This is a genomic window from Nocardioides sp. NBC_00163 (assembly GCF_045206295.1).
Classification (GTDB): domain Bacteria; phylum Actinomycetota; class Actinomycetes; order Propionibacteriales; family Nocardioidaceae; genus Nocardioides.
This window is the reverse complement of record NZ_CP108155.1, coordinates 5,561,401-5,584,954: the sequence shown is the minus strand read 5'-3', so window position 1 is coordinate 5,584,954 and position 23,554 is coordinate 5,561,401. Positions and strand designations below refer to the sequence as shown.

25 protein-coding genes are annotated in these 23,554 nt (G+C 70.0%); 14 read left to right on the top strand and 11 right to left on the bottom strand.

The window, feature by feature from the left end; genetic code table 11:
• Nucleotides 1-83 precede the first annotated feature (83 nt).
• The 6 genes from OG801_RS26720 (at nt 84) to OG801_RS26695 (ending at nt 6,370) form a co-directional block, all read left to right on the top strand.
• Entirely contained in the window at nt 84-1,205 is a 1,122-nt protein-coding gene (locus OG801_RS26720; RefSeq protein ID WP_406032060.1) for a 4-oxalomesaconate tautomerase, read from the top strand.
• Nucleotides 1,202-2,239, top strand: a complete 1,038-nt coding sequence (locus tag OG801_RS26715; RefSeq protein WP_406032059.1) for an amidohydrolase family protein — start codon at nt 1,202-1,204, stop codon at nt 2,237-2,239. Before OG801_RS26720 ends, OG801_RS26715 begins: the two co-directional genes overlap by 4 nt.
• A 120-nt stretch (nt 2,240-2,359) precedes the next feature.
• On the top strand, nt 2,360-3,043 hold the full coding sequence (gene ligK, locus OG801_RS26710; protein ID WP_406032058.1) for a 4-carboxy-4-hydroxy-2-oxoadipate aldolase/oxaloacetate decarboxylase: 684 nt from the start codon (nt 2,360-2,362) through the stop codon (nt 3,041-3,043).
• Nucleotides 3,044-3,047: 4 nt separating this feature from the next.
• Nucleotides 3,048-3,959 carry an amidohydrolase family protein gene (locus tag OG801_RS26705; RefSeq protein ID WP_406032057.1) on the top strand — a complete coding sequence of 304 codons (912 nt, stop codon included), beginning with the start codon at nt 3,048-3,050 and terminating at the stop codon, nt 3,957-3,959.
• On the top strand, nt 3,952-5,331 hold the full coding sequence (locus OG801_RS26700) for an MFS transporter (protein WP_406032056.1): 1,380 nt from the start codon (nt 3,952-3,954) through the stop codon (nt 5,329-5,331). Before OG801_RS26705 ends, OG801_RS26700 begins: the two co-directional genes overlap by 8 nt.
• 10 nt (nt 5,332-5,341) lie before the next feature.
• Nucleotides 5,342-6,370 carry a VOC family protein gene (locus tag OG801_RS26695; RefSeq protein ID WP_406032055.1) on the top strand — a complete coding sequence of 343 codons (1,029 nt, stop codon included), beginning with the start codon at nt 5,342-5,344 and terminating at the stop codon, nt 6,368-6,370.
• A 49-nt stretch (nt 6,371-6,419) separates the two neighbouring features.
• Here the strand turns inward: OG801_RS26695 and OG801_RS26690 are convergent, their stop codons facing one another.
• Both OG801_RS26690 and OG801_RS26685 read right to left on the bottom strand, forming a co-directional pair.
• Nucleotides 6,420-7,508: a sensor histidine kinase gene (locus OG801_RS26690; RefSeq protein WP_406032054.1), complete on the bottom strand. Its 1,089-nt coding sequence runs from the start codon at nt 7,506-7,508 to the stop codon at nt 6,420-6,422.
• Nucleotides 7,509-7,518: 10 nt separating this feature from the next.
• The gene (locus tag OG801_RS26685) at nt 7,519-8,184 is read right to left on the bottom strand and encodes a response regulator transcription factor (RefSeq protein WP_141804182.1); all 666 of its coding nucleotides are present in this window, start codon (nt 8,182-8,184) and stop codon (nt 7,519-7,521) included.
• Between the two features lie 85 nt (nt 8,185-8,269).
• Here OG801_RS26685 and OG801_RS26680 point away from each other — a divergent pair, with 85 nt between their 5' ends.
• Together OG801_RS26680 and OG801_RS26675 are read left to right on the top strand one after the other, a co-directional pair.
• A complete protein-coding gene (locus OG801_RS26680) occupies nt 8,270-9,397 on the top strand; it encodes a lipid II:glycine glycyltransferase FemX (RefSeq protein ID WP_406032053.1) in 1,128 nt (375 codons plus the stop codon).
• Complete coding sequence (locus OG801_RS26675; protein WP_406032052.1) at nt 9,397-9,978, top strand: VanZ family protein; 582 nt, start codon at nt 9,397-9,399, stop codon at nt 9,976-9,978. Before OG801_RS26680 ends, OG801_RS26675 begins: the two co-directional genes overlap by 1 nt.
• Here the strand turns inward: OG801_RS26675 and murF are convergent.
• Nucleotides 9,934-11,262, bottom strand: a complete 1,329-nt coding sequence (gene murF / locus OG801_RS26670; protein WP_406032051.1) for a UDP-N-acetylmuramoyl-tripeptide--D-alanyl-D-alanine ligase — start codon at nt 11,260-11,262, stop codon at nt 9,934-9,936. The genes OG801_RS26675 and murF overlap by 45 nt on opposite strands.
• A gap of 207 nt (nt 11,263-11,469) precedes the next feature.
• On the opposite strand from murF, the gene OG801_RS26665 reads away from it, so the two are divergent.
• The 3 genes from OG801_RS26665 to vanX are packed head-to-tail and all read left to right on the top strand — an operon-like array spanning nt 11,470 to nt 14,109.
• Entirely contained in the window at nt 11,470-12,465 is a 996-nt protein-coding gene (locus OG801_RS26665) for a D-isomer specific 2-hydroxyacid dehydrogenase family protein (RefSeq protein ID WP_406036309.1), read from the top strand.
• Nucleotides 12,458-13,498: a D-alanine--(R)-lactate ligase gene (vanA, locus tag OG801_RS26660; protein WP_406032050.1), complete on the top strand. Its 1,041-nt coding sequence runs from the start codon at nt 12,458-12,460 to the stop codon at nt 13,496-13,498. The genes OG801_RS26665 and vanA overlap by 8 nt, the downstream gene beginning before the upstream one ends.
• Nucleotides 13,495-14,109, top strand: coding sequence for a D-Ala-D-Ala dipeptidase VanX (gene vanX / locus OG801_RS26655; RefSeq protein WP_406032049.1), 615 nt, complete (start codon nt 13,495-13,497; stop codon nt 14,107-14,109). The genes vanA and vanX overlap by 4 nt, the downstream gene beginning before the upstream one ends.
• Before the next feature lies 1 nt (nt 14,110).
• On the opposite strand, the gene OG801_RS26650 is transcribed toward vanX, so the two are convergent.
• Together OG801_RS26650 and OG801_RS26645 are read right to left on the bottom strand one after the other, a co-directional pair.
• A complete protein-coding gene (locus OG801_RS26650; RefSeq protein WP_406032048.1) occupies nt 14,111-14,953 on the bottom strand; it encodes a CHAD domain-containing protein in 843 nt (280 codons plus the stop codon).
• Nucleotides 14,954-14,963: 10 nt separating this feature from the next.
• Nucleotides 14,964-15,956, bottom strand: coding sequence for a hypothetical protein (locus OG801_RS26645; RefSeq protein ID WP_406032047.1), 993 nt, complete (start codon nt 15,954-15,956; stop codon nt 14,964-14,966).
• 112 nt (nt 15,957-16,068) lie between these two features.
• On the opposite strand from OG801_RS26645, the gene OG801_RS26640 reads away from it, so the two are divergent.
• Nucleotides 16,069-16,683, top strand: coding sequence for a TetR/AcrR family transcriptional regulator (locus tag OG801_RS26640; RefSeq protein ID WP_355016948.1), 615 nt, complete (start codon nt 16,069-16,071; stop codon nt 16,681-16,683).
• On the opposite strand, the gene OG801_RS26635 is transcribed toward OG801_RS26640, so the two are convergent.
• The 6 genes from OG801_RS26635 to OG801_RS26610 form a co-directional block, all read right to left on the bottom strand.
• A complete protein-coding gene (locus OG801_RS26635; RefSeq protein ID WP_406032046.1) occupies nt 16,671-17,174 on the bottom strand; it encodes a hypothetical protein in 504 nt (167 codons plus the stop codon). The two genes, OG801_RS26640 and OG801_RS26635, sit on opposite strands and share 13 nt — an antisense overlap.
• Nucleotides 17,171-18,031 carry a dihydropteroate synthase gene (gene folP / locus OG801_RS26630; RefSeq protein WP_406032045.1) on the bottom strand — a complete coding sequence of 287 codons (861 nt, stop codon included), beginning with the start codon at nt 18,029-18,031 and terminating at the stop codon, nt 17,171-17,173. Before folP ends, OG801_RS26635 begins: the two co-directional genes overlap by 4 nt.
• Nucleotides 18,031-18,945 (bottom strand): glucosyl-3-phosphoglycerate synthase, encoded by a 915-nt coding sequence (locus tag OG801_RS26625; protein WP_355016945.1) that lies wholly within the window; start codon nt 18,943-18,945, stop codon nt 18,031-18,033. The genes folP and OG801_RS26625 overlap by 1 nt, the downstream gene beginning before the upstream one ends.
• Nucleotides 18,946-19,014: 69 nt before the next feature.
• Nucleotides 19,015-19,527 carry a DUF3830 family protein gene (locus OG801_RS26620; protein WP_406032044.1) on the bottom strand — a complete coding sequence of 171 codons (513 nt, stop codon included), beginning with the start codon at nt 19,525-19,527 and terminating at the stop codon, nt 19,015-19,017.
• Complete coding sequence (locus OG801_RS26615) at nt 19,524-20,975, bottom strand: amidase (RefSeq protein ID WP_406032043.1); 1,452 nt, start codon at nt 20,973-20,975, stop codon at nt 19,524-19,526. The genes OG801_RS26620 and OG801_RS26615 overlap by 4 nt, the downstream gene beginning before the upstream one ends.
• Nucleotides 20,972-21,901 (bottom strand): D-2-hydroxyacid dehydrogenase, encoded by a 930-nt coding sequence (locus OG801_RS26610; protein ID WP_406032042.1) that lies wholly within the window; start codon nt 21,899-21,901, stop codon nt 20,972-20,974. The genes OG801_RS26615 and OG801_RS26610 overlap by 4 nt, the downstream gene beginning before the upstream one ends.
• Before the next feature lie 161 nt (nt 21,902-22,062).
• Between OG801_RS26610 and OG801_RS26605 the strand changes: the two genes are divergently transcribed.
• Both OG801_RS26605 and OG801_RS26600 read left to right on the top strand, forming a co-directional pair.
• Complete coding sequence (locus OG801_RS26605) at nt 22,063-22,773, top strand: Asp/Glu/hydantoin racemase (protein ID WP_406032041.1); 711 nt, start codon at nt 22,063-22,065, stop codon at nt 22,771-22,773.
• Entirely contained in the window at nt 22,770-23,489 is a 720-nt protein-coding gene (locus OG801_RS26600) for a maleate cis-trans isomerase (RefSeq protein ID WP_355016940.1), read from the top strand. The genes OG801_RS26605 and OG801_RS26600 overlap by 4 nt, the downstream gene beginning before the upstream one ends.
• Nucleotides 23,490-23,554: the final 65 nt, after the last annotated feature.

Below are 23,554 nucleotides of genomic sequence, written 5' to 3'. Positions count from 1 at the left end.
AACAATCTTGTGAATGATCTATGGTCTGTGACGTGCGTCATGCCTCAGACCTCCGACCCCAGACACCCGTGCGGTGTCTCCTCATGCGCGGCGGGACCTCTCACGGGCCGTTCTTCGACGCCCGCGACCTGCCCGCGGACACCGCGCAGCGCGACGCGGCGCTGCTGGCGGTGATGGGCTCACCCGACCCGCTCCAGATCGACGGGATGGGCGGCGGTCACCCGCTGACCAGCAAGGCCGGCATCGTCGCGCCCGGGCCTGCCGGGGACGAGCGGCGCATCGACGTCGAGTGGACCTTCGCCCAGCTCCAGCCCGACTCGGACCGGGTCGACACGACACCCAACTGCGGAAACATGCTCGCCGCGGTGCTGCCGTTCGCGATCGAGACCGGCATGGTGATCCCCGACGGCGACACCACCACGGCACGCGTCCTCACCCGCAACACCGGTGCGGTCGCCGAGATCACTGTGCAGACACCCGCCGGACCGGACGGGCAGCGCTTCGTACGCTACGACGGCGACGCCCGCATCGACGGCGTCCCCGGCACGGCGGCGCCGGTGCGGATCGGGTTCCTCGACACCGCCGGCTCGGTGGCCGGTAGCCTGCTGCCGACGGGCAACGTACGCGACACCGTGGACGTCCCCGGTGTCGGCTCGATCGACGTCACCCTGATCGACAACGGCCAGCCGCTGGTGATCGTCGACGCCCGAGACCTCGGCGCGACCGGCGCCGAGAGCCCCGAGGAGATCGACGCCGACGACGCGCTCCGGGCGCGGATCGAGGCGCTGCGGATCGTCGCCGGCCACGCGATGGGGCTGGGTGATGTGACCAGCAGGCCCTTCCCCAAGATGACGCTCGTCTCCGCCCCGGGGAACGGCGGCGCGATCAGCACCCGCAGCCTCATCCCTCACCGCACCCACCGATCGATCGGTGTCCTGGCCGCCGTCACCGCCGCCACCGCGGCCGTGCTGCCCGGCTCCGTGGCCCACGACCTCGCGGTGCTGCCTTCGGTCACCACCACGCCGGACGGGGGCGAGACCACGCTCAGCGTCGAGCACCCCACCGGCGAGTTCAGCGTGACGCTGGGCCTCGACCCCGACGACCCGACGCACGTGACCCGATCCGCCCTGCTGCGTACGGCTCGCCTGATCATGGCCGGCCAGGCCATGGTCCCGAGCGCCGTCCTCCGAGGAGACTCCGCATGATCATCGACATCCACGGCCACTACACGACCGCGCCGGCGCCGCTGGGCGAGTGGCGCGACGCGCAGGTCGCGGCACTGACCGACCCGAGCGTCGCGCCGGACCCGGGCGGGCCGCGGATCTCCGACGACCAGATCCGGGAGACCATCGAGGCCAACCAGCTGAGGCAGATGGACGAGCGCGGTATCGACCTGACCGTCTTCTCGCCGCGGGCCTCGTTCATGGCCCACCACATCGGCGACCTCTCGACCTCCACGGAGTGGGCGCGGATCTGCAACGACCTGTGCGCCCGGGTGGCCGAGCTCTACCCGACCCGGTTCGCCGCCGGCGCGATGCTGCCGCAGTCGCCCGGCGTCTCCCCCGCGACCTGCGTCGCTGAGCTCGAGCGGGCGGTCACCGAGCTCGGCGCGGTCGCGGTCAACGTCAACCCCGATCCCTCCGGCGGCCGCTGGGACTCCCCTCCGCTGACCGACAGGTCCTGGTATCCGGTATGGGAGAAGCTCTCCGAGCTCGACGTACCGGCCATGATCCACGTCTCCACCAGCTGCAACCCGGCCTTCCACACCACCGGCGCCCACTACCTCAACGCCGACACGACCGCGTTCATGCAGCTGCTGACCGGCGACCTCTTCGGCGACTTCCCCGACCTGCGCCTGGCGATCCCGCACGGCGGCGGCGCGGTCCCCTACCACTGGGGCCGCTTCCGCGGACTGGCCCAGGCCCTCGGACGCCCCGACCCAACCGAGACCCTGATGAAGAACGTTTTCTTCGACACCTGCGTCTACCACCAGCCCGGGATCGACCTCCTCCTCGACGTCGTTCCGCACAGCAGCGTGCTGTTCGCCTCGGAGATGATCGGCGCCGTACGCGGCATCGACCCGGACACCGGTCACCACTTCGACGACACCCGCCGCTACGTCGAGACGTACGCCGCCCGCAACGCACTCACCGAGGCCGAGGTCGCCGCCCTGACCGAGACCAACGCCCGCCGGGTCTACCCCCGCCTCGACCAGCGGCTCACCGCTCAGGGCCGCTGAAGCCCATGTAACACGTCGTTCGTAGGACTACTCGCCCTAAATGAACGACCGGATAGTCCGACGAACAGCGTGTTACACCCCGCCGCCCCGCGCGAAACCCCCAGCAAGGAGACCCACCACGTGTACGAGCTCGGAGTAGTTCACACCAAGATCCGCCGCGCCGACCGCGCGGCCGTCGACGCCCTGGCGCAGTTCGGCGTCGCCACGATCCACGAGGCGATGGGGCGGCTGGGGCTGATGCGGCCATACATCCGCCCGGTCTACGAGGGCGCGAAGCTCTGCGGCACGGCCGTGACCGTGCTGCTCCAGCCCGGCGACAACTGGATGCTGCACGTCGCCGCCGAACAGGTCCAGGACGGCGACGTCGTCGTGGCCGGCTGCGTGACCGAGTCCGAGGACGGCTTCTTCGGCGAACTGCTGGCCACCTCGCTGCGCAGCCGCGGCGCCAGCGGCCTGGTCATCGACGGCGGCTGCCGAGACGTCGATGAGCTGCGCGAGATGGGCTTCCCGGTCTTCTCCCGGGCGATCAACGCCAAGGGCACCGTCAAGGCGACCCTCGGCTCGGTCAACGTCCCGGTCAACGTCGCGAACGCGCTGGTCAACCCCGGTGACGTGGTCGTCGCCGATGCCGACGGCGTGGTCGTCGTCCCGGCCGCCCGCGCGGCCGAGGTCGCCGAGGCCTCCCGCAGGCGCGAGGAGGCCGAGGCCGACAAGCGGACCCGCTTCGAAGCCGGCGAGCTCGGCCTCGACATCTACGACATGCGCCCGAAGCTCGCCGAGCTCGGCCTCACCTACAAGGACTGATCCGATGGTCACCCCCGGCTGGCTGCACTGGTTCGAAGGACCCACGAAGCCCACCTTCAAACTCCCCGAGGGAGCGGTCGACGCGCACTGTCATGTCTTCGGTCCTGCCGAAGAGTTCCCGTTCGCGCCCGAGCGCAAGTACACCCCCGTCGACGCCTCCAAAGACCAGCTCTTCGAGCTCCGCGACCACCTCGGCCTGGCCCGCAACGTCCTCGTCCAGGCGACCTGCCACGGCGCCGACAACAGCGCGCTTCTCGACGCGCTCGAGCACTCGGACGGAAGAGCCCGCGGGGTCGCGACCGTCCGAGCCGATGTCAGCGACGAGGAGCTCGTGAGGCTCCATGAGGCAGGGGTGCGCGGCGTACGTTTCAACTTCGTCAAACGCCTCGTCGATGCCACTCCCACCAAGGAGCTGGAGACGATCGCGGCCCGGATCGCCCCGCTCGGCTGGCACGTGGTGATCTACTTCGAAGCCGCGGATCTGCACGACCTGAAGGACTTCTTCGCGAGCCTGCCGGTGCCGCTGGTCGTCGACCACATGGGCCGCCCCGACGTGACCAAGGACCCCGACGGTCCCGAGTTCGCGGAGTTCCTCGACTTCGTCGCGGCCAACGACGTCTGGGTCAAGGTCTCGTGTCCCGAGCGCCTCACCGTGACCGGCCCGCCGGCCCTGGACGGTCAGCGGCAGGCCTACCGGGACGTCGTCCCGTTCGCCCGCAAGGTCGTCGAGCGCTTCCCCGACCGCGTGCTGTGGGGCACCGACTGGCCCCATCCCAACCTGAAGGACCACATGCCCGACGACGGGCTGCTGGTCGACCACATCCCGCACATCGCCCCCACCCCCGAGCTGCTGCAGGCGCTGCTCGTGGACAACCCCATGCGCCTGTACTGGCCCGAAGGAGAGCGCAGTGCCTGACCTCACCCCCACCAGCACCCCCACCAACGCAGCCAACCGGCTCGACCGGCTGCCCATCTCCAGGTTCCACAAGCTCGCCACCGTCGCCCTCGCGTTCGCCTACTTCTTCGAGTTCGCCGACATCAACACCTTCGCCACGACGGCTCCGGTGATGCGCGAGCAGTGGGGCGTGACGATCAACCACATCGCGTACGTCACCTCCCTCTCGTTCGTCGGCATGTTCATCGGGTCCGTGGTGGCCGGCGGCCTGGCCGACCGGCTCGGCCGGAAACGTACGCTCGTGGCGACCACGATCTGGTTCTCGATCTGGTCCTTCGCCAGCGTCTTCGCCTGGGACATCGTCTCGATGGGCTTCTTCCGGGTGATGACCAGCGCCGGGCTCTCCGCGATGACCGTGGTCGCCGTGGTCTACATGAACGAGCTCTTCCCCCGCGCCAAGCGCGGCAAGTTCCAGGCGTACGTCATCATGATCGGCATCTGCGGCACCCCCGCGACCAACCTGATCGCCTCCGCGGTGGTGCCGATCGCCGACTGGACCTGGCGCCTGGTCTTCCTGTGGGGCGCCTTCGGCGTCCTCTTCCTCTTCTTCGTGCGCCGCCTGGTGGAGTCGCCGCAGTGGCTGGAGTCGCGAGGGCGCCATGCGGAGGCCGAAGAGATCCTGGTCGGCCTGGAGCGCGACGCGACCGCCGAGCACGGCACCCTCCCCGAGGCGCTGCCGCCGCTCGACGCCGGCCCTGCCACCCGGGCCGGGCTGGGGATGCTGAAGGACAAGCGGTTCCTCTACCCGACGATCCTGCTCTCGGTGCTGTGGATCTCCCAGACGATCGGCTTCTTCGGCTTCTCCTCCTGGGCGCCCACCCTGCTGGCGGCCGAGGGCGTCAGCGTCGAGGACTCGATCTTCTACGTCGCACTGACCACCATCGGCGCCCCGCTCGGCTCCTTCCTGGCCTCGCTGGTCACCGACCGCTACGAGCGCAAGTGGTGCCTGGTCGTCTTCGGCCTGATCATCGCCGGGTCCGGTCTGCTCTACGGGCTGACCTTCACGCCACTGCTGATCGTCGCCTTCGGGTTCCTGGTGAACCTGTTCGAGCGCGGCTACACCGCGCTGGCCTACGCCTACTCCCCCGAGCTCTACGACACCAGGGGCCGCTCCCTCGGCACCTCGCTCTCCTACGGTCTCGGCCGGCTCTCCAACGCCGCCGGACCGCTGATCATCGCCGGTCTCTACAGCGGGCTGGGCTACCAGGCCGTCTTCTTCTTCATCGCCGGCACCTGGGTGGTCGGGGCACTCGTCCTGGCGATCTTCGGCCCGGCCACCCGCAAGGCCCGTCTGGCCGCCGAGGCCGCGGCCGTCCCGGCAACGTCACGCTGAAGGACTGAACATGACCAACCCAGTTCCGGAGAACCTGACCACGCTCAAGCGGATGGTCGCCGACACCCCCACCCGCCCACCGCTGGGCGATGTGGCGCACATCGGTCACGCCCAGCTCTTCACCCCCACCCCTGCGGCGACGGTGGCGTTCTTCACCGACTTCCTCGGCCTGACCGTCTCGGGGCAGGACGGCGAGAGCACCTACCTGCGCACCTGGGACGACTACGAGCACCACAGCGTCGTCGTCACCGAGCGCGCCACACCCGGCATCGGACGTACGGCACTGCGCTGCTCGTCCCCGGAGGCGCTGGAGCGCCGGATCGATGCGGTCGAGGCCACCGGGGTTCACGGTGAGTGGACGAATGACGAGCCGGGCATCGGGCCGCTGTGGGTGACCCAGGATCCCGACGGACACGAGTTCGCGCTCTACCACGAGACCGAGTACTGGGAGGCACCGAGCGACGAGCTCCGGCCCGGACTGAAGAACCAGCCCCAGGCCAAGCCCGGCCACGGGGTCGCCGTGCGGCGTCTGGACCACATCAACTACCTGGCCCGCGACGTCGAGACGACGACCGGCTTCGTGATCGACGCCCTCGGCGCCCGGCCCACCGAGCAGATCAGGCTCGACGACGGCCACATCGGCGCGCGCTGGTCGACCTTCACCCAGAAGTCGTACGACGTCGTCTACACCGAGGACTGGACCGGGTCGACCGGCCGGCTGCACCACCTGGCCTTCGCCACCGACTCCCGCGAGGACATCCTCCGGGCCGCCGACCTCGCCCTGGACACCGGCGTGTTCATCGAGACCGGACCGCACAAGCACGCGATCCAGCAGACGTTCTTCCTGTACGTCTACGAGCCCGGCGGCAACCGGATCGAGCTGTGCAACCCGCTGACCCGCCTGGTCCTCGCCCCCGACTGGCCGCTGATCACCTGGACCGAGGCCGAGCGGGCCAAGGGCCAGGCGTGGGGCCTGAAGACGATCTCGTCCTTCCATACCCACGGCACTCCCACGTTCGACGAACCGCCTGGGTTGTGAAGCTGAGAGTGGCCCAGGGGTCACTCTCAGCTTCACAACCCGAGGCCACCTAGTCGCGCGTCCTGGGCAGCTCCACCGAGACCCGGAGCCCGCCCCCCGAACGCGCGAGGACGGCGAGGTTGCCGTCGTGGGCGCGGGTGATGCTCTTGACGATCGCCAGGCCCAGACCGACCCCGGCGTGGTCACCGTGGATGCGCTGGGTGCCTCGCTGGAACGGCTCGGTGAGCGTGGCGACGAGGTCGCGGGAGAGCTCCTCGCCGGTGTTCGCGACGGTGAGGACCACGCTCCTCTCGTTGGCGGCGATGGTGACCGACACCGACCCGTTCTCGGGCAGGTTGTGGACGATCGCGTTGTGGATCAGGTTGGTCGCGACCTGCAGCAACAGCGCGGGCGAGCCGCTGACCGATGCCTGGTCTCCGGCGGTCTCGATCCGCACGCCACGCTGCTCGGCCAGCGGGAGCAGCGTCTCGACCGCCTCCTCGGCGACCAGCGACAGGTCGACCGGCTCGCGGGCGAAGGAGCGCTGGTCGGCGCGGCTGAGCACGAGGAGGGCCTCGGTGAGGTCGATCGCGCGGGAGTTGATCAGGCGCAGCCGTTCGAGGAGCTCGTCGACGTCGCGGTTCGGGTCCTTGCTCGCCACGTCGAGGAGGGTCTGCGTGATCGCGAGCGGGGTACGCAGCTCGTGGGAGGCGTTGGCCGCGAACCGCTGTTGCTCGGCCACCTGCGACTCGAGCTTCGCGAGCATGTCGTCGAAGCCGTCGGCCAGCTCACGGAACTCGTCGCCGGGGCCCTCGAGCTCGATCCGGTGTGAGAGCGACCCGGTCGCTGCCGTACGCGTGGCCTCGGTGATCTTCGTCAGCGGCGCCAGCATCCGGCCGGCGAGAATCCAGCCTCCTACCAGCCCGAACACGACGAGGAAGCCCATCATCGTGGCCGCCCGCGGGACGAAGGCGCGCTCAAGATCCGACCGGTTCGGGACGAAGGGAGCGCTCGGACTCCCCGGCTGCTGCGGCCACTCCAGCCATACCCCGTCGGGGACGTAGCGCAGCAGGAAGACCCACACGACGGCGAGCAGCAGCACGCCCGTGACCACGATGACTCCGGCATAGCTGAGCGTCAGCTTGAGCCGCACGCTCATCCCCGGGCGTCTAGGAATCGACATCGATCCGGTATCCGACGCCCGGCACGGTGGCGATGATCGCCGGCTCGCCGAGCCGTTTACGCAGTGCGGAGACGGTGATGCGTACGGCATTCGTGAACGGGTCGGCGTTCTCGTCCCAGGCCCGCTCCAACAGCTCCTCGGCGCTGACCACGCCGCCCTCGGCGGCGGCGAGCACCTCGAGCACCGCGAACTGCTTGCGGGTCAGCGCCACGTAGCGGCCGTCGCGGTAGACCTCACGCCGGAACGGATCGACCCGCAGGCCGGCGATCTCGCGCACCGGCGGGCGGTTGTAGGCACGCCGCCGGTCGAGCGCCCGCAGCCGCAGCACCAGCTCACGCAGCTCGAACGGCTTGGTCAGGTAGTCGTCGGCGCCGAGCTCGAACCCGGACGCCTTGTCGTCGAGGCGGTCGGCGGCGGTGAGCATCAGGATCGGCATCCCCGTGCCGGAGGCGACGATGCGCTTGGCGACCTCGTCGCCCGAGGGCCCGGGGATGTCGCGGTCGAGCACGGCGATGTCGTAGGCGTTGACGCTCAACAGCTCCAGAGCCGTGTCGCCGTCACCGGCGATGTCGGCGGCGATCGCCTCCAGCCGCAACCCGTCCCGGATCGCTCCAGCCATCAACGGCTCGTCCTCGACCACCAGCACCCGCATGCTCTGATCCTAGGTTGATGACATATCGCCGACGTATCCGAAAGGCCATACGCCCCGACGACATCGCCGCGGGTTTACTGGCACGGTGACCTTCACTGTCCGACCGATCAGTCCTGCCGAGCACCTCGACCACGTCCGGTCGCGGCGGTCGGTCAGCTTCCTGCAGACCCCGGCCTGGGCCGATGTGAAGACCGAGTGGCGCAGCGAGTCGCTGGGTTGGTACGCCGGCGACCGGCTCGCCGGGACCGGGCTGGTGCTGCACCGGCCGGTGCCGCGGCTCGGCTACACGCTGGCCTATCTGCCGTGGGGCCCCGACATCGACTGGGCCGGCGGCCTCACCGTCTGGTTCCCGCCGCTGGTCTCCTACCTGCGCTCGCAGGGCGCGTTCGCGATCCGGGTCGCTCCCCCGGTGCCCACCGACACCTGGAACGCCGCACAGGTCAAGGAGGGCATCGCCGACCCCGAGGTCGTACGCCTCACCGACATCCCGGGGCGGACCGATCCGGTCGGCGACGAGGTGACCCGCTTTCTCCGCGACTCCGGCTGGATCCCGCAGAACCCCGTGGACGGGTTCGGAGCGGGGCAGCCGCAGTTCACGTACGAGATCCCGCTGCGCCACCGCGACGGGACCGCCCGGTCCGAGGACGACGTGCTCGCCGGGATGAACCAGCTCTGGCGGCGCAACATCAAGAAGGCCGCCAAGGCCGGCGTGGAGGTGACCACCTCGGTCGGCGGCGAGGACCTGAAGGCGTTCCACGACCTCTACGTCCACACCGCCGAGCGCGACCACTTCACGCCACGGCCGCTGGCCTACTTCGAGAAGATGTTCACGGCGTTGTCCTCCGAGGACAACGAGCGCATCAAGCTCTATCTGGCCCGTCACGACGGCGACCTGGTGGCCGCGACGATCTACGTCCGCGTCGGCGCCCACGCCTGGTACGTCTACGGCGCCTCCTCCACGGAGAAGCGGGACGTACGCGGCTCCAACGCATGCCAGTGGGCGATGATCCGCGACTCGCTGGCGGCCGGCTGCGACGTCTACGACCTGCGCGGGATCACCCCCACCCTGTCCATCGACAACTCCCACGTCGGCCTGATCCAGTTCAAGGTCGGCACCGGCGGGCAGGCGGTGAGGTACGTCGGCGAGTGGGACCTGCCGCTGCGGCCGATCGTCTACCGGGCCTTCGACCTCTACATGAGGCGGGGCCGGTGATGGTGAACGATTCGGGCTCACTCACCTTCACGGGCATCGCCCTGCTCACCATCCTGGCTCTGCCCGTGGCGGTGCTGGCGGTGCCGGTCCTGGCGCTGTTGCGCCGGGCACTCGGTCTCGCGCCGGGCCGGGAATGGCGTACGTCGCTGGCCGAGGTCGCGATCGTCTACGGCACCGTGCCGTTCGTACTGCTGACGATGGTCCCCGGGCCGATGGCCGGCCTGGTCGACGGCAGCGTGAGCCTGGTGCCGCTCGAGGACCTGCCGACCATGACGACCATCGGTGTCGTCGGCAACCTGCTGCTCTTCGCCGCGGCCGGCTTCTTCGGCCCGATCCGCTTCCGGGCGCTGCGCTCGGTGGGGCGGGTCCTGGCGCTCGGCGTGGCCGGCTCGGTGACGATCGAGACCCTGCAGTACACCCTGCGGCTGGACCGGGTCTCCTCCATCGACGACGTACTCCTCAACGCCGGCGGCGCCACGCTGGCCGCGATCTTGTCGTGGCCGTGGTGGCGCCGCCGGCGATCCGTTCCGCCGACCTCAGACCAGCGCCGCGGCGACCTGGTCGAGGCGGGCTCCGCGTGAGGCCTTGACCAGCACCACGTCGCCGGGAGCGAGGTGGCCCCGCAACCAGTCGATCGCGGCGGCGTTGTCGGGCAGGGCGACCGCCCGCTGACCCGCGCCATCCGCGATGACGGCGGCGGCCTCGCCGACGGTGAGGACCAGGTCGGCCCGGGTGGCGGCGTACGTCCCGATCTCGTGGTGCGCGTCGCGGCTCGCCTCGCCGAGCTCGAGCATCTCGCCGAGCACGGCGATGCGGCGCCTGGCGTCGATCGAGGCGAGCGCGTCCAGACCGGCGCGGGTGGACTCGGGGTTGGCGTTGTAGGAGTCGTTGAGGAGGGTCGCGCCGCTGGCGAGGGCGCGCAGCTCCATGCGCCATTTCGAGATCGAGGCGGTGTTCAGCGCGGTCGCGGCCTGCTCCAGGGGGACCCCGGCGGCCAGCCCCGCCGCCGCGGCGGCCGCGGCGTTGAGCGTCCAGTGGGCGCCCACGAACGGGAGCGCGACGACGGCCGTGTCGTCCACGTGCTGAAAGGTGAAGGTGGGCCGGCCGAGCCGGTCCAGGGCGAGGTCACGCACTCGTACGCCTGCCCGCTCGCCGGCACCGAAGGCCAGCACCGGACCGTCGGTGAGCTCGCCCATCGCGAGCACCCGCGGGTCGTCGGCATGGAGCACCGCCGTGCCGTCGATCGCCAGCCCCCGCACCAGCTCGCTCTTGGCGGTCGCGATGGCCTCGCGGGACCCGAACTCGCCCAGGTGGGCCTGGCCGACGTTGGTCACGACGGCGATGTCCGGCGCGACCAGTCCGGTCAGCTCGGCGATGTCGCCGATGTGCCGGGCCCCCATCTCCAGGACGAGGAACCGGGTGGTCGCGTCGGCGCGCAGCATGGTGAGCGGTACGCCGAGCTCGTTGTTGAACGAGCCGGAGGTCGCGACGGTCGGTGCCGCGCTCGACAGCACCGCCTCGATCATGTCCTTGGTGCTGGTCTTGCCCTGGGAGCCGGTGACCGCGACGACGGTCATCTCGTCGCGCAGCAGCGCGATGACGTGGGCGGCCAGGCGTTGCAGCGCGGCCTGCGCGTCGTCGACGACGACCGTCGGGAGCGTCGTCGGGCGGGAGCCGAGCACGGCGACGGCACCGGCCGCGGCGGCCTGGGGTGCGTACTCGTGGCCGTCGGTGTGCTCGCCCGCGAACGCGACGAAGATGCCGCCCGGGTCTGCCTCGCGGCCGTCGATCACGGCTGGCGCGCTCACGGTCACCGAGCCGTCGCCGACGACCTTCCCGCCGACCAACGAGGCGATTTCGTCCAAGCTGAGGGGAATCATCCCATCAGTCTTCGAAATCCCACGTTGCCGGCGTGTATCCGCTAATCGATATACGGACGATAACTCTGCCCAGGTCCGCGATCTACCTATCGTCGGCATATCAGAAATTCCATACGGGCCCGCAACTTCTCCTGAGGTTTGCTGGCGTCGATGATCTACCACGAGCCGACCCTGACGGCACCGACCGAGCCGATGGAGCAGACCGTGATCTCGCCGACCGTCGGGATCACGGTCTACGGCTGCGCCCCTGATGAGAGCCGCATTTTCGACGTGTTGGCGCCTGGTCTCGGGGTCTCGCTGAGGACCACGACCGAGCCCGTCTCCCAGGACAATGTCGAGTTCGCGGTCGGAGACCGGTGCATCAGCGTCAGCCATAAGTCGCCGATATCGAACGACACGCTTCTCGCCCTGCAGAAGTCTGGTGTCAGGTATATCTCGACGCGAAGCGTCGGTTTCAACCACATCGACGTCGACTTCGCGAAAAGCATCGGGATAACGGTCGGAAACGTCTCCTATTCACCGGACTCCGTGGCCGACTACACGTTGATGCTGATGCTCATGTCGGTGCGTCAGGCGAAGTCGACGATCCGGCGCACCGACGCCCACGACTACCGCCCGGCGGACACGCGCGGCCGCGAGCTGCGCGACCTGACCGTCGGCGTGGTCGGGACCGGGCGGATCGGCGCGGCGGTCATCGACCGGCTGCGGGGCTTCGGCTGCGACGTACTCGCCTATGACATCCGGCCCCGGCCCGCGGCCACCGGCGTGGAGCACGTCGATCTGGGCACGCTGGTCGAGCGCAGCGACATCGTCACGCTGCACGCGCCGCTCAGCGCGGAGTCGCACCATCTCCTCGACCGGCGGCGCATCGACCGGATGCGCCCCGGTGCGTACGTCATCAACACCGGTCGCGGAGCGCTGATCGAGACCCCGGCGCTCATCGAAGCCCTCGAGGAGGGCCGGCTGGGCGGTGCGGCCCTCGACGTCATCGAGGGCGAGGAGGGCATCTTCTACGCCGACCTCCGTGGGCGGGATGTCCCCAACACCTGGCTGGCACGGCTCCAGGAGATGCCGAATGTGCTGGTCAGCCCCCATATCGCCTACTTCACCGACCATGCCCTCATGGACACGGTCGAGAACTCCATCGTGAACTGTCGTGAATTCGAAAGCAGGTTTCCGCATGTCTAAGGTCAAGGTCGGCATCATCTTCGGTGGCGTCTTCGAGGAGCACCCCGTCTCGGTGAAGTCGGCGCAGGAGGTTGCCAAGAACCTCGACGCCGACAGGTACGAGGCCTACTGGATCGGCATCACCAAGAGCGGTGACTGGCGCCTGTGCGACGGCCCCGAGGCGAGCTGGGAGGACGGCGCGCACCGCCCGGTCGTACTCTCCCCCGACCGCAGCGTCCATGGCTTGCTCGTCCTCGACGGGGGCAGCTACGAGACGATCCGGCTCGACGTCGTGCTCCCGGTCCTGCACGGCAAGCTCGGTGAGGATGGCGCGATCCAGGGGCTCTTCGAGCTCTCCGGGATCCCGTACGTCGGCTGCGACGTGCAGAGCTCGGCGCTGTGCATGGACAAGTCGCTGGCCTACACGGTCGTCGGCGAGGCGGGCATCCCGACGCCGAACTTCTGGATCCTCGGCCCCGGCGAGTCGGTCGACCCCGGTGTACTCCCCTATCCGGTCTTCGTGAAGCCTGCCCGCTCCGGGTCCTCCTTCGGGGTCAGCAAGGTGACCTCGGCCGAGGAGCTGGCCGACGCGGTGGCGACGGCGCGGCAGTACGACGAGAAGGTGCTCGTCGAGGAGGGGGTCGTCGCCGAGGAGATCGGCTGCGCGATCCTCGGCAACGGTGCCGAGCTGGTCACCGGAGAGGTCGACCACGTCGCGCTCTCGCACGGCTTCTTCAAGATCCACCAGGAGGACGCCCCCGAGACCGGCTCGGAGAACGCGACCTTCATCGTGCCCGCCGACATCCCGGCGGAGGCGCAGGAGCTGGTCAAGGCCGAGGCGCAGCGGGTCTACCGTGCGCTCGGCTGCCGTGGCCTGGCGCGGGTCGACATGTTCCTCAAGGCGGACGGCACCGTGGTGCTCAACGAAGTCAACACCCTGCCCGGTCTCACCTCGTACAGCCGCTATCCACGGATGATGGCCGCGGCCGGGATCTCGATGACCGAGTTCCTCGACCGCGCGGTCACCTTGGCTCTTGAAGAGACCCGGCGATGAAGGACGGGTTCGGCTTCGTCGACGAGCTGGCGCCGGGCATCCGCTGGGACAGCAAGTACGCCACCTGGGACAACTTCACCGGCAAGCCGGTCGACGGCTACCTGGTCAACCGCATCGTCGGGACCCGCGAGCTGTGCGCCGCGCTCGCCCAGGCGCGGGACAAGGCCGCCGCCCTCGGGTTCGGGATCCTGCTGTGGGACGGCTATCGCCCCCAGCGCGCCGTCGACGCGTTCCTGCGCTGGGCCGAGGAGCCCTCGCCGGACGACGACGAGCGCAAGCGGGTGCACTACCCCTCGATCACCCGCCCGGAGATGTTCGAGAAGGGGTACGTCGCCACCAAGTCCGGTCACAGCCGCGGCAGCACCGTCGACCTGACCCTCTTCTCCTTGGCCACGGGGGCGCTGCTGGACATGGGCGGCGACCATGACCTGATGGACGAGATCTCCCACCACGGCGCGGCCGGGGTCTCGGAGGCCGCGGCGCGCAACCGGTCGCACCTGTGCTCGGTGATGGAGTCGTGCGGGTTCAGCCGCTACGAGAACGAGTGGTGGCACTACTCGCTGATCGAGGAGCCTTACCCGGACACCTACTTCGACTTTCTTGTCGGCTGACTCAGGGACTCAGCCAGCCGTGGACCTTCGAGCGGTTCGCCTTCTTCCAGACGGAGGCGAACCGCTCCTCGGCGGCGTCGGCGGCGGCCTCCTCGGCCTCGAGGAGCTCGCGGATGGCGTCGTCGGGCGCTGGGACCTGCCCGATCGTCGAGATCATGACGGCGGCGTCGTTGAGGTCGCCGAGGGTCGACTGGACCGACTTTGCTGCCTCGGCGAGACGCTCGGCGTCATTGCCGAAGACCGCGCCCAGTGACTCGGCCGCATAGCGGACCCGCTTGGCCTTCTTGCGCACCTCGTGGAGCCGCCGGCGACGCTCGTCGGCATCAGCGGCCTCATCGGCGGCATCGACCGCGGCCACCAGACGTCGCCAGCTCCGGCGGAGCCGCTTGCGCAGAGCCTTCTTGCCCGGGTCCGCCTCTGACCAGGGCGGACCGTCGGCGAGGGCCGCGATCAGTGCGCGGTAGCGGTCGCTGTCCAGCTCCGGCAAGAGCCGGGCGCGCCCCTGGGCCTGGCGATCGGCGAGCGCCGCCCGCAGTGCGTCGACACCGGTCGGTCCCGGGCCGTGCTCGGCTGCCCAGCGTGTCAGCCGTTTGCGGAGCACCTCTGCGTCGCGTACGTCTCCGAGGAGAGCAGCCAGCCACTTCAGCTCCGCGCGCAGCGGCTCGGTCTGCTCGGTCTCGAGGAGCGGGCGGTACGTCGCCAGGACGCTGCGGAGCCTGCGTACGGTCACCCGCATCTGGTGGACCGAGTCGTCCTCGTCACGCAGCACGAGCCGGCTCCAGCGGTGGAGCGCCACCACTTGGTCGCGCCACCACTCGCCGACCGGCTCGCGTGGATGACTCATCCGTACTGTTCTACCGTGCCACGGCGTCCAGGTCACGCTCGTCTCCAGCTCCCGCGTCCTCCGCGCTGCCCTTCTCGCGGTGCGGGATCAAGGTCAGGAGCAGGCCGACACCGGCCCAGCAGGCGAGGACGATCAGCGGCATCGTGGTCCCGGCGCCGTCGAAGAAGGAGAAGCCGCGAAGCGCCGACCCGGCCGCGCCCGGGGGCATCAGCTGGCCGAGCCAGCCGAACGGCACCATCTCCGGCGCGGAGGTGATCCCGGAGAGCGGGTTGCCGACGAGCAGGATCAGCAGCGCGACGATGCCGACGCCTGCGGGGCCGATGAGGTGGCGCAGGCCGATGATCGGGAGTGCGACGGCGAGGATGCCGAGGGCGACGACTCCGGCGTTGGCCAGGTAGCTGCCCTCGAGGGCTCCGAGCCAGCCCTGGACCACGCCGGTCATCGCGAGACCGCCGCCGATCGCGATCAGGAAGGCGGCCGCGACCCGGTCACGGGTGCGGGTCAGCACCAGCGAGGTGATCGCGCCGGCCATGATGCCGCCGATCACCAGCGGCAGCGCGGACGCACCGAAGACGATGCCGCGCGGGTCGTCCTCCGCACTCGCCACGACGTCGGTCACCTGGAGCTGCGTGCCGGTCTCGGCGCCCATCGCGGTGGCCATCTGGGTGAGCTGCTGAGCGACGTTGGCACTGGCGGCGGAGGCGACCAGGAACTCCGGGCCCTGCGGGCCGACGACGATCGCGCCGTACGCCTCCCGGTCCTCGATCGCCTCGACCGCCTCGTCGCGGTCCTCGACCGCGGTGATCTCGAAGGCGTCCTCCCCCGCGTTGGCGGCGAGCTGGGTCTCGATCTGGGTGACCGCGGCCTCGGGGCCGGCGACGACCAGCGGTAGCGACCTGGGCTCCAGCTCGCTGGTGGGCCAAGCGAACGCGGAGATGAGCAACGTGAGCAAGGTGACCAGACCGAGGCTGACCCCGATCACGGCTTTGGCTGACTGGGACATGGCAGGTTCCCTTCAAAAAAACGAATGTTCATTCTCTTTGAAGGAACTCTCCTCCACATCGCCGGATTTATCAAGAATGAATATTCGTTTTCTTTTGAGGTATGCTTCCGGTATGCCGAAGATCAGTGAGGAGCATCGCGCCGAGAAGCGCCAGCAGATCATCGCGGCGACGCTGCGCTGCGTGGAGCGTGATGGCTTCCACAAGACGACGATGGCCGCCGTGGTCAAGGAGTCCGGGCTCTCCGCCGGCTCGGTCTACACCTACTTCCGCGGCAAGAACGACATCATCCGCGCGATCGCCGAGTCGGGCCTGACGACCATCGTGGAGGCGATCACTCGTTTCACCCCGGACCCGAGTTCCGATGAGGACGCTCTCCCGCCTTCACGGGCGATCGAGGCCGCGACCCAGCACTTTCTCGACGTCTCCGAAGAGCTCGGTGTCGACCTCCCCCGGATCGCCCTGCAGACCTGGGCCGAGGCCGCCCGCGACCCGGAGATCCGAGAGGTGATGGCCCCCGAGGCGCGCCGCATCCGGGCCGCCTGGCGCAGCTACGCCGAAGGCGCCATCGCGGCCGGCCGGTTCCGCAAGGACGCTGATCCCGAACGGATCGCGATGGTCCTCACCGGCCTGCTGCCCGGCTTCATCCTGCAGCGGCTCATGCTGGGCGACGTCACCCCGAAGATCTACGCCGCTGGGCTCACCGACCTGCTCGACTACGCCGACTGAGACCAGCGGGCGACCCAATAGCGCACCCCATAGGGGTCGTCGTCGTAGTCGACCGCCACCGTCTCGACGCTGCGCAGCAGGTCGGCCGCCTCCCTGATCGGGCCGACGTCGGCCCAGAGCTCATCGGCGAACCCGAGATCGAGCGCGCCGAGCGCCTCGGGGTCGGGCGTGACCAGCGCCTTGCCGAGCGCCTCGTCGAACCCGGCAGCCCGCGGGTCGAGGTGGCCCGGCGCCTTCTCGCTGCGGCAGGCCGAGCCGTTGCCGACGATGAGGTACGCCGCCTCGCCGCTGGTCACCGGAGCCGTGCCGACCTCGGCCAGCAGCGAGGAGGCGACCCGGGCACCCTGCGCACCGGCGATCACGCGTACGTCCTCGCCCAGCCAGGCCACCGCGGCCAGGCAGGCAGCACGGAGCTCGTCGACCGGGTCGTCGAGCGAGGCGTACTCCGGCAGCAGGGCCAGGCATCCCGGAACCAGCGCCACTCGAGTCACTGCAGTCCCCTGATCGCTCGCTTCGGACGTCGCCGGCCGGCGATCGTCCAGACCATGTCGACGGTCTGCCGGGTCTCCGGGACCTGGTGGACGCGGTAGATGCGGGCACCTGCCAACGCACAGACCGAGGTCGCGGCCAGGGTGCCGAGGAGGCGCTCTCCGACCGGCTGATCGAGCGTCTCCCCCACGAAGTCCTTGTTGGAGAGCGAGACCAGCACCGGCCAGCCGGTCGCGACCATCTCGCCGAGCCGGCGGGTGATCTCGAGCGAGTGGAAGGTGTTCTTCCCGAAGTCGTGGGCCGGGTCGATGACGATCGAGTCCTTCGCGACACCGGCGTCCAGGGCGCGCTGGGCGTAGCCGAGGGTGGAGTCGATCGCGTCGCGGACCACGTCGTCGTACTCGATCCGGTAGGGCCGTGTCCGCGGAGTCACGCCTCCGGTGTGGGTGCACACGATCGCGGCGCCGTGGGCGGCGGCGACGTCGACGAGCTCCGGATCGGCCCCGCCCCAGGCGTCGTTGATGACGTCGGCACCGGCCGCGCACACCGCGTCACCGACCTCGGCGCGCCAGGTGTCCACCGAGATCACCAGCGCCGGGAACTCCTCGCGTACCCGAGCGACGAAGTCGACCACGCGGGCCTTCTCCTCCGCCGCGCCGATCTCGGCCCCAGGCGCCGCCTTGATCCCGCCGATGTCGACGATCTCCGCACCCTGGGAGGCCACCAGACGTACGCGCTCGAAGGCCGCGTCCTCGGCCCAGGTCGCTCCCTTGTCGAAGAACGAGTCCGGGGTGCGGTTGACGATCGCCATCATCAGCGCGTCGTCGTCGCCGAAGGAATGTCGTCCAAGGCGCAGCATCAGGCGACCATACCGCCCGCGCCGTCGCGCACCGGCGGCCGCTCCAGAAGGCTCACGGAGCGGTCGACGACCTTGGTCGAGCCGTCGATCGGGATGTACTGCCGCAGCTCGACGTCGTCGCCCGCCGGACCGGTGCCTAGGCGGCGCGACATCATGCCGACGATCTGGGTGGCCATCAGGCCGAGATCGAAGAGATCCTGGTGGCTGTGGTCGCGCTGGCCCAGGTCGACCTGGGCGATCGCCTCCATCCCTCGCGTGTCCAGGGTGTCGACGAGGGCGGCGAGCTCCACGCCGTAGCCGATCGGGACCCGCAGCCGCTCGAACAGCGAGCGCCGGATCGACCACTCCCCCGCCAGCGGCTGGATCAGGTCGCGCAGCGGCCTGCGATGGAGGGCCAGCAGCGGGCGAGCCACGAGCTCGGTGACCCGACCGCCGTCGAGACCGTGCTCCCCCGGGCGCCGGTAGAAGCCCTTGACCAGCTCGATCGTCGGATTGTTGACAAGGGGGCCGATCAGGCCGCGTACGAAATGGGTGTCCCAGTCGGTCAGGTCGGCGTCCATGAAGACGATCAGCTCGCCGGTGGTCACGAACTGCGACTTCCACATCGCCTCACCCTTGCCAGGGTAGGAGCCGAGCTCGGGCCGGATCGCGGCCGAGGCGTAGACGTCGGCCCCGGCGTCGGCCGCGATCCGCGCGGTGTCGTCGGACGAGTCGGAGTCGATGACGACGAGCTCGTCGACCAGATCGGAGGTCTCCATCAGGCTCGTGCGCAGCTTGTCGACCAGGCCGCCGACGGTCGCGGCCTCGTTGCGCGCCGGCACCACGAGGCTCACCCGCTGCCCCTGCTTGGCCGCGACGAGGTCGGCCAGCGACCAGTCGTCCCAGTGATGGGTGTTGCTCTCCGACCACGACATGTCCAAACCCTATCGACGGTGTCCTCGAACACCGGATCGATACCCGATCCGTCCGGTTCCCAGCCGTCGCTACTGTGCGTCGTCGTGCGAGCGCGCGAAGGTGAGGATCTCGTCGGTGGCGCCGTTCATCCAGACGTCCTGGCAGGCCTGCGCCATCTCCTCGAGGCCGTCGACGATCGTGCCGAACACGTTGCCCGGCACCCATCCCTGGTCGCCGTTGATCAGCAGGTTGTTGCGGCCGTAGAAGAGCGCGAGGTCGACGATCTCGGTCATTTCTCCCGGTCCGCGGTCCTCCGGGTAACCGTAGGACGGATTGCCGAGGTCGTCGGAGGAGAAGGCGAAGTAGCACAGGTCGCCGGGGATCGGGGTGACCGTCGTGTTCTCCTTGCCCGGATCCTTCGCGGCGAAGGCAGGCACGAGGTTGTAGATCTCGTTGCGGGCGTACTTGCCGTGGAAGACCTGGCCGCCGAGCGGCAGTGCGTCCCACACGGCGCCGGCCGTGCGTGGCGCCTCCTCGTCGAGCAGGCGGGCTAGACAGGAGACACCGCGGCGCTCCAGGGTGACGGTGATGTAGCGGCTCATCGCGCTCCTCGAGGATTGTCGACAGGTCGGACGAACAGCTCGCCGCTGGCCCGCTCATAGGCCCGCGCCGCGCGCAGCACCCGGGCATCGTCGTGGCGGGCACCGACGATCTGGAGGCCGACGGGCAGCCCCGCCTCGGTGGTGCCGCAGGGCACGCTCGCCGCCGGCTGCTGGGTCATGTTGAAGGGGTAGGTGTAGGGCGTCCAGCTCGGCCACCACTGCGAGGGCCAGCCCTTGGGCGCCTGCAGCCCCCGCTCGAAGGCGGTGATCGGCATGGTCGGGGTGACCAGCAGGTCGTACGTCTCGTGGAACCGCCCCATCAACCGGCCGAGGTCCATCCGGACCGCGGTGGCGTCCAGGTAGTCGGCCGCGGAGCCTCGGCCCTTGGTCTCGATGCCTTCGCGCAGCAGCAGATCGATCTTGTCGATCGAACCAGGAGGATAGGCGTCGATCACCTTCGCCGCACCGCAGAACCAGAGCACCTCGAACGCCTCGACCGGGTCGGAGAAACCGGGGTCGACCTCCTCGACCCGGGCACCCTCGGCCTCGAGCACGGCGACCGCCTCGCGGACCAGCCGCTCGACCTCCGGGTCGTTCTCGACGTACCCGAGCGTGGGTGAGAACCCGATCCTCAACCCTTCGACGCCGTCCTCCAGGCCGGCCAGGAACGAGGCTCCCGGTGTGGGCATCGCCGACCAGTCGCGAGAGTCGAAGCCGGCAATCACGTCGAGCAGCGCCGCCGCGTCGGTGACGGTCCTGGTCATCGGGCCAGCGTGCGAGAGGGTGCCGAAGGGGCTGGCGGGATGGAGCGGGATCAGCCCGTAGGTCGGCTTGATCGTCACCGTGCCGGTGAAGGAGGCCGGGATCCGGACCGAGCCGCCGCCGTCGGTGCCGAGCGCCCACGGGCCCATGCCGAGACCGACCGCCGCCGCGGCACCGCCGCTGGAGCCGCCCGAGGTCAGGCCCGGGTCCCAGGGGTTGCCGGTGGAGCCGTGGCGGAGCGAGTCGGTGACTCCCTTCCAGGCGAACTCGGGAGTCGTCGTCTTCCCGGTGACCACCGCACCGGCCTCGCGCAGCCGCGCGACCGCGGGCGCGTCCTCGAGCCACGGCCCGGCCTCGTCGATGAGCCAGGTGCCGCGGATTGTCGGCAATCCTGCGGTCCACAGGATGTCCTTGACCGAGGTCGGTACGCCGTCGGCGCTGCCGAGCGGATGCCCGGCCCGCCATCTCTCCGTGGACGCGGTCGCCTGCGCCAGCGCGCCATCGGGGTCGACCCGGACGAACGCGTTCACCGCGGCGTCGCGTTCCTCGATCGTGTCGAGCACCGACCGTGTCGCGTCGAGCGGGGTGAAGGCGCCCGAGCGATATCCGGCCACCAGCTCGACGGCGGTCAAGGCGCTGAGCTCGGACCCGGACGCGGTCTTCGGGTCGGTCATCGGGTCGGTCACGACCTCTCCCCCTGCTCCGCGACGACGAAGCCGCGCTGCTTGTCGACGACGTTCATCAGCGGCTCGCCGCTCAGCCAGCGCCGGGCGTTGTCGATGAACTGGTCCGCCAGCGCCTCCCGCCAGCCCTCGTAGTCGCCGGACATGTGTGCCGAGACCGCCACCTCTGGCATGGTCCACAACGGACTTTCGGCCGGCAGCGGCTCGACCTCGAAGACGTCCAGGGACGCCGCCTCGACCGGGCCGTCTCGGAGCGCGGAGACGAGCGCGGCCTCGTCGACGATCTGCCCGCGCCCGACATTGACCAGGTGGCTGCCCGGCTTCATCGCCGCGAGCACGTCTTCGCTGATCAGGCCACGGGTCTCGTCGGTCAGCGGCGCCGTGACGACCACATGGTCGGCCCAGCCGACGTGTGCGGCCAGGTCGGCGCTGGCGAGGACCTCGCCGAAGTCGGGATCACCGCTGCGGGCAGTGCGGCCGGCACCGCGTACGTCCATCCCGGCCGCGCGCAGCAGCCGGGCCGTCTCGCGACCGATCGCGCCGGTGCCGACCACGAGCGCGGTCTCGGCGCTGATCAGCCGAGTCTCGCGGCGCAGCCACTTCCGGGCCGACTGCAGGTCGTGGCTGAGGTGGATGTCCTTGGCCACGGCCAGGATCGAACCGAGCACGAACTCCGCCATCGCCCGGTCGAAGATCCCGCGGGCGTTGGTGACGACCACGTCGGAGGCGACCAGCTCCGGGAACAGCAGCTTGTCGACCCCTGCGGCGGCGACATGAAGCCAGCGCAGCGAGCCGGCGCTCGGCCAGGCGTCACGGACGGCCTCGGAGAAGTAGTCCCACAGCAGTAGCGCCTCGGCTCCGCGAAGTGCTTCGGCCAGGCCGGCGGCATCGGTGTAGGTGAGCTCGGCATCCGCCTCGAGGCGTTCCACCCCAGCGGGTCTGCCGCCGCCAGGCGGACAGAGGATCGTGATCGCGGGGCGCCGGGACGTCTCCAAGAAAAATCCTCCGTCGCATCGACACACCTCCGCAATAATCCGAGACTACGCTAGGAGAGCCGATTGCAGATTGTCAACAATCTTAGCGAGGTGCGATGTCCCCGACGGTACGCATCGCCGTGGTCGTTCCGCATGACATGGTGCTCGACCACGAGCTGTGGCGGTGGGCCCCGGCCGACACCTGCCTGCTCTTCAACCGAACGCCCTTCACCGACCGTGCGGTCACCCTCGAGATGGCCGAGGAGATCAGCGAGACCGCGGCCGTCGAGCAGGCCGTACGCGACCTCGCGGCCGCCGATCCCCACCTCTACGTCTACGCCTGCACCTCCGGCAGCTTCGTCCACGGCCGGCACGGCGAGCGGAGGCTGGCCGCGGCGATGAGCCGCGCCGGCGGCGCACCCGCGATCACCACCTCCGGCGCGGTGCTGGAGTCGCTCTCCGCTCTCGGCGTCTCCCGGGTCGCGGTCGCCACCCCCTACGACGTCGCGCTCGCCGCCAGGTTCGGCAGCTTCCTGGCCGAGGCCGGGGTCACCGTGGTGAGCACAGGCGACCTCGGGCTGGGCCACCACATCTGGGAGGTTCCCTACGAGACCACGCTCGCCCTGGTGCGGGCCGCCGACACCGACGCCGCCGAGGCGGTCGTCGTCTCGTGCACGAACCTGGCGACGTACGACATCATCGGCCGGCTCGAGGCCGAGCTCGGAAAGCCGGTGATCTCCGCGAACCGGGCGACCATGGAGGCCGCGCTCCGGATGGTCGGACGCACCCCGCCGACCGCCGAGGATCTGTTGGGGCATGCCTCATGACCCGGCCGCCGGTCGTTGGGCTGCTCTATCCCGGCTACGCGGCCGAGGACGACTTCCCGGCGCTCGAGAACGCGCTCGGCGGTGCGATCTGGCTGCCGCTGGTCCACACCTCCATGGGTCGCGACGAGCACACCGTCGAGGCCCTCCTCGACACCGGCTCCGAGGACCGGCTCGCCGCCGGCGCCGATGCGGTCGCGGTCCACTCCCCCGACGCAGTGATCTGGGCGTGCACCTCGGGCAGCTTCGTCTACGGCCCGGACGGCGCCGCAGCCCAGGCCGCCGCGATCAGCAAGCGTCTCGGCGTCCCCGCCTCGTCGACCTCGATCGCGTTCGTCGAGGCAGCCAGGGCCCTCGGGCTCGGTGAGGTCGCCGTCGCCGCCTCCTACCCCGAGGATCTGGCCGGACACTTCACCTCCTTCCTGGCAGCAGGCGGGATCGACGTGGTCTCCTTCGGTGCCAGCGGGATCTTCACCGCCGTCGACGCCGGCCGTCTGGGCCCGGACGCGGTCCTGGAGATGACCCTGGCCGTCGACGTTCCCGAGGCCGAGGCCGTCCTCGTCCCCGACACCGCGCTGCACACGCTGACCTGCATCGATACGTTGGAGAAAGCCCTCGGGAAACCCGTGCTGACGGCCAACCAGGTGACCGTCTGGGAGGGCCTGCGCCTCGCCGGGTCGCCCCGCCCCCTGCCCGGGCTCGGGGCGCTCTTCAGGTAAAGTCGCGGCTTTACATAAACCTCCCGTCGCACCCCGCGCCACCTAGCCATGTCGCACAGACAGCG